General features: G+C 58.6%; 11 protein-coding genes. All 11 read right to left on the bottom strand.

Annotation, left to right across the window (positions count from 1 at the left end):
* A partial coding sequence (locus tag NUW23_05950; GenBank protein ID MCR4425720.1) for a hypothetical protein occupies positions 1 to 750 on the bottom strand: 750 nt, incomplete at its 3' end.
* Between the two features lie 81 nt (positions 751 to 831).
* Entirely contained in the window at positions 832 to 1,968 is a 1,137-nt protein-coding gene (locus tag NUW23_05945) for an ABC transporter substrate-binding protein (GenBank protein ID MCR4425719.1), read from the bottom strand.
* A gap of 81 nt (positions 1,969 to 2,049) precedes the next feature.
* On the bottom strand, positions 2,050 to 3,033 hold the full coding sequence (locus NUW23_05940; GenBank protein ID MCR4425718.1) for a hypothetical protein: 984 nt from the start codon (positions 3,031 to 3,033) through the stop codon (positions 2,050 to 2,052).
* Positions 3,034 to 3,098: 65 nt separating this feature from the next.
* Positions 3,099 to 4,805, bottom strand: coding sequence for a hypothetical protein (locus NUW23_05935; GenBank protein MCR4425717.1), 1,707 nt, complete (start codon positions 4,803 to 4,805; stop codon positions 3,099 to 3,101).
* 6 nt (positions 4,806 to 4,811) lie between these two features.
* A complete protein-coding gene (locus NUW23_05930; protein ID MCR4425716.1) occupies positions 4,812 to 5,201 on the bottom strand; it encodes a RidA family protein in 390 nt (129 codons plus the stop codon).
* 52 nt (positions 5,202 to 5,253) lie between these two features.
* Positions 5,254 to 6,855, bottom strand: a complete 1,602-nt coding sequence (locus NUW23_05925; GenBank protein MCR4425715.1) for an amidohydrolase family protein — start codon at positions 6,853 to 6,855, stop codon at positions 5,254 to 5,256.
* A 4-nt stretch (positions 6,856 to 6,859) separates the two neighbouring features.
* Positions 6,860 to 7,594, bottom strand: a complete 735-nt coding sequence (locus tag NUW23_05920; protein ID MCR4425714.1) for an ABC transporter ATP-binding protein — start codon at positions 7,592 to 7,594, stop codon at positions 6,860 to 6,862.
* Positions 7,581 to 8,360, bottom strand: a complete 780-nt coding sequence (locus NUW23_05915; GenBank protein ID MCR4425713.1) for an ABC transporter ATP-binding protein — start codon at positions 8,358 to 8,360, stop codon at positions 7,581 to 7,583. The genes NUW23_05920 and NUW23_05915 overlap by 14 nt, the downstream gene beginning before the upstream one ends.
* Positions 8,347 to 9,318, bottom strand: coding sequence for a branched-chain amino acid ABC transporter permease (locus NUW23_05910; protein ID MCR4425712.1), 972 nt, complete (start codon positions 9,316 to 9,318; stop codon positions 8,347 to 8,349). Before NUW23_05910 ends, NUW23_05915 begins: the two co-directional genes overlap by 14 nt.
* Entirely contained in the window at positions 9,315 to 10,199 is an 885-nt protein-coding gene (locus NUW23_05905) for a branched-chain amino acid ABC transporter permease (protein MCR4425711.1), read from the bottom strand. Before NUW23_05905 ends, NUW23_05910 begins: the two co-directional genes overlap by 4 nt.
* Before the next feature lie 74 nt (positions 10,200 to 10,273).
* Positions 10,274 to 11,190: ABC transporter substrate-binding protein (locus NUW23_05900; GenBank protein MCR4425710.1), on the bottom strand; the 917-nt coding region annotated here is incomplete at its 5' end.

Raw genomic sequence — 11,190 nt, 5'->3', positions numbered from 1 at the left:
TCGCCTGTGCCGGGGCTTGATCAGTTTCCTGTACGTCTCCGGCGACATCATGGGTCCGGTCTGTATGCATACGTCATCGGACACATATACGACATCTGCATACCTGCCCACGAGTGACAGGAACTTCTCGCCGAGAACGAGGCTGTATTCGAGCACTCGGTCCATCAAGGCACAGGCAAAATCGGGGTCCATGATCAGATCGGCCAGGAAGTTGTCGAATCCCCGTAGTTGCTGAGACTGAAGGACAACCCAGCCAGGAAGGTAAGCGACCACCGCATAGTCCGTATCGAAATGGAGCGCCCTGGCGCGCGCCTCCACCCCGCGGAACCTGCCTGGATCGAGCGGATCGGGCCATTCAAAGGCCTCGAGATCCGCCACTGATACAGCGGAAGCCAGGGGCGCACCTACAAGGTCGTAGTAAATGCCGCCTTCCGGCCTCCGGCGCACAACGTGCCATTCATCCTCGTACGAATCACCGGGCAACGGGATGTCCTCCCAGTTATCCGGGGGGCCAGGCATGAGTGAACGCGTGTCTACATCGTAGCGGCGCAGCACGTCTTCCCCAGGCGTCACAATCCTATTGGACTTGGACATGAATACGGGGTTTTCCGGTGCTAAACCGATCCACTCCCGCAACCGGGCATATGCCGTCTCGGTGATGCTGGTGGCGGTGGTGCTCCCCAAGTCGACTGGCACCCTGTCCGGGACTTGCCTGGAAAGGGCTGCTTTGATCCGTTCTCTATGTGTCATAACCGCACCCCCGCAATGGCGGGGCGGGCGCGGGCCCACCCCGCTCTCATCTAACCAGTCTCAACCCAAAGAAGTGTGAACCTACTTGATGCTGGAGAGGTGTACTACCTTGTAGGCGAGTTCTGGCGTCACTTCGACGACGAAAACGTCGCGGACAAACTCGCCGTTGGGTGCTACTGAGAATGGTACGGGTGATGAGACTCCAAGATAATCTCGGACCTCTGCCAACCCGTCCCGGATGCCCTCACGGCTAATGCCTTTTTCCTTCATGGCCTTAGCGATGAGCATCATGCCATCGTAGCCCTGAGCCGAATAGACATCGCCAGGGAAACCTTTTGCTGTGATCCGGTCGATGAACTCCTTCATGTGTGGAACATCCGTCATAGGGAAGTACGGGGTCCCGTGCAGAAGCCCAACTGAGTCTTCGCCCCCGAGTTCAATCAGTTTCGGGTTGCTCCAAGCCGCGAGACCGGCGATGCGAGGTTTGAACCCGATCTGTCTGGCCTGCTTAGCAACCAAAGCGCCGTCGTGATACGAGATGGCGCAGACTATGCCGTCGGCGTTCGCCCTCCTGATCTTCATGAGCTGAGACCTTACATCCTTGTCCCCTGTGTTCATCACTTCAACGGCTACCGGCTTCAGGCCAAACCTGTTCAGATGGTACTCGTACTCGTCCCTGGCACCGTAACCGAACTCGTCGGACAGGTGTAGAATAGCCAACCTCTTGAGTCCCAGTTCGTTGACCATGTAGTCTACTACGCCGCCGCCAAACATGTTGTCAGTTCCATTCAGACGAAACACCCATTTGTTGCCCGATCCGGTGACCTTCTTGTGGCTGCTTGCAACGGCGAACTGTGTGACGCCGGCCTTCTCCGCTATGGGCATGGTAGCGAGCTGAACTGAACTGGGTCCCTGGTTCAAGACAGCGAGAACGTTGTTGCTATACACCAGCTTCTGCATGGCGTTGACAGCCTTGGCAGGAGTGTACTCATCGTCCTCAAAGATGACTTCGATAGGCCTGCCGTTGATACCCCCTGCGCCATTGATGTCATCAACCGCCAGAAGCACTCCTGCGCGAGAGCACTGCCCTGCGAATGCTGCAGGACCACTCAAGGTGCCTATCCACCCTATCCTGATCGGCTCCGGGGCAGCAGTGCCAGCCCCTATCATCACTACCATAAGGAAAAGCGCAACCAGGACACCTACACGAAGACGCATAATCCATCGCTCCTTCCTTCGTTGTTTGGACTCACTAGTGCGTGATGCATACCCCCGCCAGATCCTACGGTGATCACCTTTCTAGCGCCCGCTGGATCTCACCTCCCTTCGCACCCTTTCCAAATCAATGGGGTATTCGCCGTACTCGTGGATCGTCCTGACCATGGCACGGACGTTCTCAACCTTGCAGTAGTGGGTGATACTGTTCCCACTCGAGACAATGTATCCACCTCCTGGGGCAACTGCAAGGATCCTCTCAAGGACTTCACGCTTCGTCTCTTCTGGTGTTCCTAGGGTGAGCGTATAGTGCAAATCAATGTTCCCGATGACACAGAGGCGGTCGCCATACCTGCTCTTCACATCTGCTATGTCCATGGCACCTTGTTCTATCGGATGCAGGCCGTTCATGCCCAGCGAGACCAGATCATCCAAGAAGGGAGACAAGTCTCCATCGGAATGGAATATCCAAGGTGCCTTAATACTGTCGGCGATTCTCCGCATGCCCGGCATGAACAGCTCCCGGAGCACGTTAGGGGAGAAGAATGGGCCGGTCTTGAAAGCCAGGTCGTCACACGCCCATATGACCGGAAAGCCGATTTCGCATAAGGCCTGATGCAGTTCACAAGCCCAGTCGGCGTAGATCCGCATGACCTCCTGGATTATCCACGGGTCCTCATAAAGCACATAGGAGAAACCCTCGAGTCCCATGTTCAACAGGACGTAGGACGGTCCCAGTCTGGTTCTGGCAAAAACCGCGTATTCGTCACCGAACTCTTCGAGCAGTCTCCGCCCTTCCGAGAAGAACTCCCGATCCAGCCTGGGCAGAGTCAACCGCGAGACCTCGTCCCTTGTTGTAAGAGCTCCGCCGACCACGTAGTCGCGGTCTCCAGCGTGCTCCCTCCGTGCCACCTCAGGCGGGTAGTAATCGATTCCAAACCCATCCATGTGGATAGCCCGGCACAACTCGGCGGGGGTGAAGTGTCTCCTCTGCATCAACTCCTGCTCCATCTCTTCATCAATTCTCAGTTCCATGAAGGGCACCCGATCCGGCTCCTGACGAGCCAAGGCAGCTAATACCCTCCCCCGAGAAGTGAACGCCACAGCATGTGTACCTCCCTATCTTCCCGAAGTCACAACACCCAGCACCCCGAACGACGCCGGTTCGTGACTATGCCGGATGAGCCGAACTCCTCCGCGCCGCGGCTTATCACTATAGCACCGCCTTCATCTATCACGAAAGTATCCTCACAGGTCATGCCGTGACCGTCGTAGGCGCAGTGGAACTCCACGCACCCTACCATTCCCGCATGCACAGGCCGTGTCACGCCGGGTTTGAAGCCGAAGGTGTTCGATTCCTGTCTTTCGAGCACGTGGCCTATGTCTCTCTTGTATCCGGTCCGCCAGTGGAACCCGTCGGGCATGAACCCGTGCATCCGGAAAACGGGCTCACTTCCGCCCATCTGATTAGTCCCCATCTCGTGGATCTCAGCGCCGGTCATCCCGGGCAGGATGCCTGGGATCGTCTGCTCGAGCATGACCTTCTCCATGGCATCGAAGACTTCGGAGGCAGGGCCGGTAGTGGTCAGAGTCCGGGCGATGTCGGAGCACGCGTGAAACAGCCCGTCGTCATAAGCGAAAAGCCCCGCATCCGCCTTGAGCGATACGATACCGGAATCTAACTTGTAGTCCACGGGACGTGACGGGTAGATGCTCCTTGCGCCCGCGTGGTTGTTGGTGAAATACAGCTCCAGCTGAATCGGCAGTGCCCATTCGCGTGCGAACTCACGGACCCGGGCGACGTAGATTCTGTCGACATCCTTTTCGGAGATCTGGACTCCCCCGCGGATTGCGCGTCGCGCGAAGTCTATCGCGCTATCGATGGCGTAACGCGAGGCCATGGCGCACACCACGAAGTATGGAATATCGCAGTGAGCCTTCTCCTCACGCCAGTCGCGCATCACTCCGCCACCGTCAGCGAGATCAACTCCCCGGTCGACGAGGTCCAGGAAGGCAGAGGCACCCATCGTGTCCGCCTCGTAGCCTACAACTGCTGACCCGGCTATATCGCGGACTGCAGACGCGATATCGGGATACGACCGAACCGGCATTTCGCCTGGAACACCATACCCTGCCTTCGCGAGCACCCACGTCTCACCCGTCCCCACCAGGTAAAGCGCACAGCACCCGGCGAATTCCGCGAGCCTCCCCGGAAGACCGGCTAGTTCTTGGAAATCAGTGACCCAGGTGGCCAAAAGCGCACCTATCCCACGTTCGCCCGCCATGCGATCGAGAAGCTCGAAGCTGGTATTCTCGTCGGCAGCGTACCAACGCCCAAGCCGGTCAGCCTGGGGATGGCCTGCAGTCAGTCTCTGAGCCACATCCACGACTTCCGGCCTGTGGTGGTTGAAAGCCCCCAGGACTTTCTGCCGTGTCAACTTGTACGCCCACACCGGGACGCCCGGTTCTCTCTGCACAGAAACCGTGGCAGCTCCGCCCAGTTCCTCGAAAACGGACACGGGAGTAGCCGCGTCCACAGTAATGGGGTCCGATCCCGCCACTGCAAGCGCCGCCTTGGCCGCCGTCTCATGCACACCTTCCACTGGGTCCGGGAGGAAATACGGAAGGAACGGGACTACCGGCAGATGGGTGAATCCCGCGCCGGCCAAGTTGCCCAATTCGACCTGCCTGACTAGGAAGTAGTCCTTCCCCCTGTGGGACAGCACGAATGGAAGGACGTGCCTTCTATCATGGCACTGAGTGGTTGTGAGCATTGTGCCCCGAAGGCTCAAGCCCGAGAGTTGCTCTACAGTGTCCGGGGCAGAGTACAGAACGGCCACGGTAGCTCACCTTCCTTCTGGGGCCAGGGCCACAACGTCCAGCTCGACGCACATACCCTCGTCAAACCTCCCGGCCGGAATCGTTGCACGAGCAGGCCTCGTCTCATCCCTCGTGAAGTGCCTGTTGTACGCGGCGTTGAACTCAGGCCACTTCCTGGCGTCGTCTATGTAGGCGTTCACCTTCACAACATCGTCCAGCGTCAACCCCATGCTTCCGAGCGCCCGGATGAGCTTCTCGATGACGAACTCCGTCTGCTTACCTATCTCACCCATAGCGTGGATCCCGCCAGGCGCTTCAGGTGACTTTGGATCGATCCCGGAGAAGAAGATGAGCGAACCTGCTCGCACTGCCACAGGGGGCCCACCCGGCCTTGGACTTATGGTCTGCTTTCCCATAACGTACCCTCCTTGCTCTGCGTTGAATTAACCGACGGTAGTCGTACATGGCTCACGCGCGGAGGAGAGGCCTGCCCGCAAGCATGCCGGTGGGCCGGCCTTCCCTGATCTCGAGTATCCCATTCACTGCAACGTAGAGGATGCCGCGAGCGTAGGGGTCCGGGTAGTCCTCTCCATTCATGACACCTTCATCGGTTACGACAGGCCCCACCGTGACCGGATCGAATACGACCACGTCCGCCCAAAAACCCTCGGCGAGTATCCCCCGCCCTCGGAGCCCGAACCGGATCGCCGGACGCGAGGTTATCTTCTGAACGGCTTCCTCCAAGGAGAGCAGGCTTTCCTCGCGCACATACCGGCCCAGGAGTTTCGGCATCGTACTGTAGTTCCTGGGAGTCGTTACCCGCTGAGTCCTCGACGGGCTCACCGCGTCCGTGGCCACCATGGATCTTGGATGCGCAAGAACCCTCCGGATCTCCTCAGCCGGGGTGTATAGGCCAGTGAGCTGCAATTTACCCCGATTGGCTACGATGATGTCGAAGTAGGTGTCGATCGGCGCCTTCCCACTCACCTTCGCGATTTCCTCGAACGACTTCCCCACCAGGTCCGGCGTGCCCGGCGCGCTCGCCACACGAAGCAGATCCCAGCAGGAGTGACGGATGAACCCGGAGGTGCCGGGCCCCACGAACTCTCGAACTTCCGCACTGACCTGGGCGCGCATTCGGGGGTCGGTGAGCCTGCCGATCATGGCATCCACGTCACCTTCCTTCACCCACGGTGGCAACGTCGCGAGCGCGCTGGTTCCACCCACCTCGTCCAGGTGTAGGTCGAAACAGACATCGACCCCTTCGGCCCGGGCAGCGTCAATGCGATCCAGAGCGAGCTGGATGCGGTCCCAGCCGCCGTACTGCGGCGTCAGATGCGAAATCTGTACCGGTACTTCCGCCCTGCGTCCAATCTCGATGGCCTCAGCAACCCCCTCCGCAAGAGTCTCGCGAAGACCTCGCGTGTGGCTCGAGTAGATCCCACCCCATCCGGCCACCACTCGGCACACCTCGACCAGGTCATCAACGGTTGCGTAATTGCCAGGCTCGTAAACCAGCCCCGAACTGAGTCCCAGGGCACCTGCCTCCATCGCCCGCCCGACTACCTCCAGGATCAAGCCCTGCTCAGCTGAGGTAAGTGTCGGCTTAACACCGGCCACCCACTCGCGCACGGTGTTGTACCCCACGAGCCACCCCACGTTCGTCCCGAGTGGAGCGGCCTTCGCGCACTCGAGGTACTCCTCAAAGGTCGTCCATTTCAGCTCTACTTCCATGTCCGCGCAGATATCCGCTTGCATCCGACTGAGCCGTCCGTCCCTAAGTGGCGCTGCGGAGAGTCCGCAGTTCCCTGTGACCTCAGTCGTAATTCCCTGGCGCAGTTTGCACATGATCGCAGGGTCGTAGAAAAGACTGAAATCCGAGTGGGCATGCACATCAACAAACCCCGGCGCCACGACGAGCCCCCGAGCGTCTATCCGCTCCGCAGCAGTCTCTCTAACACGCCGTGCGATGGAGACTATCTTGCCGTCGTGCACTCCAACATCCCCGTAGAACCAAGGGTTCCCGGTTCCGTCGACTATCCTGCCACCTTCGAAAACGACGTCCAGCAACTACTCACCCCCGAGTTTCGGGCCGCGCTGCCGCCGCCATGCCGAGATAGGCGCGTCTGACTCCAGGGTCCTCGAGAAGTCGGTCTGCGCGGTCTCCCATGACTATCTGCCCGTTCTGCATGACATACCCTCTGTCCGCGATGGATAGGGCTACCCTCGCGTTCTGCTCCACCAGAAGCACCGTAGTGCCATCGGACCGAAGTTTCTTGATTATCTCGAACGTGCTCTCGACGAGTATGGGGGCGAGGCCCATCGACGGTTCGTCGCAGAGAAGAAGCTTGGGCCGGGACATCAACGCCCGTCCTATGGCCAGCATCTGCTGCTCCCCACCGCTCAAAGTGCCACCCATCTGCGACTTGCGCTCGGCAAGCCTGGGGAAAAGCCCGAACACATAGTCAATATCCGACAGAATCTCGGCACGATCACGCCTGAGGAACGCGCCTAAGGTCAGGTTCTCCAGCACTGTCATCCTGGGGAAGACCCTCCTGCCCTCAGGGATGAGGGAGATACCTGCTTGGATGATCTGCTCCACCGAGGCTCTTTGCATTTCGCGTCCCAGGAACGTGATGGTGCCCGAGGTTGGCCAGAGCAGACCGCTCACAGTCTTCAGGAGAGTTGTCTTTCCCGCCCCGTTTGCACCGATGAGCGTGACTATCTCGCCCTGACGGACCTCGAGGGAAACATCCCGGAGGACGTGAGCACGATCATAGTAGGTGTTGATGGCGTTAACCTGCAGCACCAGTGCTCGCCCCCTTCCCGAGATAGGCCTCTATTACTTCAGGATTGCTACACACCTCTGCCGGTGTACCCCATGCAATCGTCCTCCCCTGATTGAGCACGTGCACCCGGTCTGAGATCGTCATGACCATATCCATCCTGTGCTCTATCAGCATGATCGTGACCTTGAGGTCGCGAATGCGCGCAATGACTTCGGTCAGGACTTCTAGTTCACTAGGGTTGGTGCCCGCGGCTGGTTCGTCGAGTAAAAGGCACTTGGGCTCAAGCGCTAGCGCCCGTGCGATCTCCAGACGTTTCTGCTCGCCGTACGGAAGGTTCCTTGCGGCCTCGCCCTCACGCCCACCAAGTTCAACGAAACACAACAGTTCCCGGGCCCGTCTAATGCACGCTCGTTCCTCCCGGTTCCATGCAGCAGTCCGGGCGATTCCGGCTGCCAGGTTCTCACGCCTCCTCGAGTGCATCGCCAGGAGCACGTTGTCCTGTACTGACATCTTCGGGAACAGAGAGACGTTCTGGAATGTCCTGCCGATGCCAGCCTGTGCCACACGGTGAGGGGCCGCCCCGGTAAGATCCCGGTCGCCGAATCTTACGCTCCCCTTGGTCGGGGCATAGATGCCGCTTATGACGTTGAAAAGCGTTGTCTTGCCGGATCCGTTGGGGCCGACTACCGAGAACACCTCACCCTCGGCGACGGAGAGGGTCACATCGTCTAAGGCTCTCAGGCCTCCGAAATACTTACTCAAGCCCTTGATTTCAAGAAGTGCCATCTATCTCACGCTCCTCCGCCCGAGCCGACGGACGAGGCCCGAACCGCTCGAAGACTTTGTTTGCCAATCCAACAATTCCGTCAGGCATGAATAGCATCATAACCACCAGCAACGACCCGAAGAGCAAGAGCCGGTAGTCGCCCATGGAGCGGAGCCATTCCGGCAGGAAGGTAAGAAGCAGGGCGCCTATGATGGCGCCGGATATGGTGCCGACTCCGCCAATCACCACCATAGACAGCATGGCGATGGATTCTGAAGCCACGAAGCTGTCGGGGCTGATGAACCGGATAGTGAACGCATATAGGCCGCCCGCTATCCCACACAGGAAGGAACTCGAGGCAAAGGCCAGGACCTTGTAGTATAGAGTGTTGATGCCCATCGCCCGGGCCGCAGGCTCGTTCTCCCTGATGGCTGTGAAAACCCGGCCGACGTGAGAGTGGATCATCCGGGTGTAGATCCATACGCACAGGGCAAAGAAGAATAAGGTCAAATAGAACTGCGACTTCAAGGTCAGAAACTCGTACCCGAACACCCGAAACGCTGGGATGCCGCGGATTCCAGATGAGCCTCGGGTTACACGAACCCAGTTCAGCATCACAAGCCTGATTGTCTCGCCGAATGCCACGGTGGCTATGGCTAGGTACCCACCACTCAACCTGAGTGTGGGAAGGCCAAGGAGAATACCGAACGCACCTGTGCACAACCCTGCGGCCACTATGGCCACTCCATGAGGAAGGTGCAGATCCAGGACGCATAGGGTCGCCACGTAGGCGCCGATACCGAAGAACGCGGCCTGGGCCAGGCTGAACTGGCCGGTGTACCCGACTAGGATGTTCAGACCAAGCACGCATATGGCGTAGAACATGAACAGGTTCGACACGTGCAGGTTGTAGTCACCGGTCAGCGGCAGAACGGCCCCAGCTGCGAGGAGCAATCCAACTGGCCACCAACGCCTCACCGTCTCTCCCCCCTCACCAGGATCCCAGAAGGCTTGAGGAACAGAACAATCACGAGAACCAGGAAGGCAGCAGCGTCCTTGTATGTGGTGGATACGTACCCGCCCACTAGGTTCTCGATCACCCCGAGTAGTAAGCCCCCCGTCAACGCCCCGGGAATACTTGTGGCCCCTCCGAGAATGAATGACGCGAAAGCCTTCATTCCGTAAGACGGCCCCATCTCGGCTCCGATGAAGAACAAAGGAGCCACTAGCATGGCTGCAGCACCTGCGAGTCCGGAGCTTATCCCGTAGGTCCAGGAGATGCTCCTGCCCACGTTTATGCCCATCAGCCGAGCCGCCTCTTGGTCTTGAGCCACCGCACGCATGGCCATGCCAATCCGGGTCCGATGGAAGAACCACAGGATCATAAGGGACAGAATGAGCGTAGCAGCAAGGATTGCAAGGTTCTGAGGCACGAAAACTATGCCGCCGATGATGAGAGGATCCTCGCTCAGAGGCGACGCAAGCGTGAAAAGCTCAGTCCCGAAAACCAGCCTCGCCGCGTTACGTAGGACGATACCAACGCCAATTGTGCATATCATATAGTTCATACTTTGTCGTCTTAAGAGTCTCCTAAATGCCACTCGCTCGAGGAGGACCCCGAGCAGCGCGTTGCCAACAATGACCAGTGCAAACGACACGAGAAATGGCAACCTCAGGATTCCGTAAAACACCAGGCTCAGAAATGCACCGGCCATGAAGATGTCAGCCTGCGCGAAGTTGAAGGCTCCGACGGAATTGAAGATCATCACGTACCCGACAGCGATCAGGCCGTAAATGCTGCCAATTCCCAAGCCTGACGCGATCTGTTGCAAGAACAGCTGCATTCCAACTCCCAACATGACTCCCTCCCAGAGCACGCGGGCTCGCGGGAGGCTCGCCCGGGGTACAACCCCGGGCGAGCACGCCCGTAGTGCTACTTAGGCCAGACGATATCCCAGATGTTGACGCCGGAGGCGTTGGGGTCGACCACCTTGATGATGTACAGGTCACGTTTGGCGTTGCCTGTCTCGTCAAACGACACCGTTCCCGTAGGTCCAGTGTAGGAAAGGCCAGTCCTAAGTGCAGCCCTGACTTTCTCCTGGTCGAACCCGACCTGCTCAATGGCTTTCGCTAGGATCATCATGGAGTTGTATGCATTGGCAAAGGTGTAGTTCGGAATCCGATCGTACTTCTTCGTGGCCTTCTCAATCCAGGCTGCCTCAGAAGGTGTCCTGGGCTTGGGCAGGTAGGGGATGGTAGACATAGTACCAGTCGTGGCGCTCCCGCCAATCTCGGAGTACCCGGCGAACGATAGCCCTCCCAGAGAGCATATCTGCGGACGGTACCCAAGTTGCCTGCTCTGCTTGGCGATGAGCCCGCCTTCAGGGTAATCCATGCATAGCATCAAGACACTCGCGCCGGTGGCCCTGGCCTTCAGTATCTGGGATGAGAAATCTTTGTCAGTGGCCTGGCAGGCTTCGATGGTGAGCGGCTTGATACCGTGAGCGTTCTGGAGTCTGGCCACAACTTGCTCCATGCCGATCCTTCCATAGTCGTTGTTGGCGTAGATGATGGCGATATCCCTCTTCTCAAGCTGCTGGACGATGTAGTCGACCATCACCTGTGCATGCAGGATGTCGTCGGCATGTGTCCTGAAGATCCATTCGTTACCGGACCGTGTGATCTTGGGGTTACTTGCGTTAGGAGCAAACATAGGCACTTTGTACCGGGCAGCGACTTCCATTGCAGCAAGCACCTGGCCGCTCCCGCTCGGACCGATCACCGCGAACACCTTGTCTTTTTCGATCAACTTGGTCGTCGCGCTCACCGACTTGGCAGGTATGGCTTCGT

The sequence above is a fragment of the Bacillota bacterium genome (assembly GCA_024655925.1).
Lineage (GTDB): Bacteria > Bacillota > DTU025 > DTU025 > JANLFS01 > JANLFS01.
The sequence above is the reverse complement of the archived record's forward strand: the minus strand, read 5'-3'. Positions and strand labels throughout refer to the sequence as shown.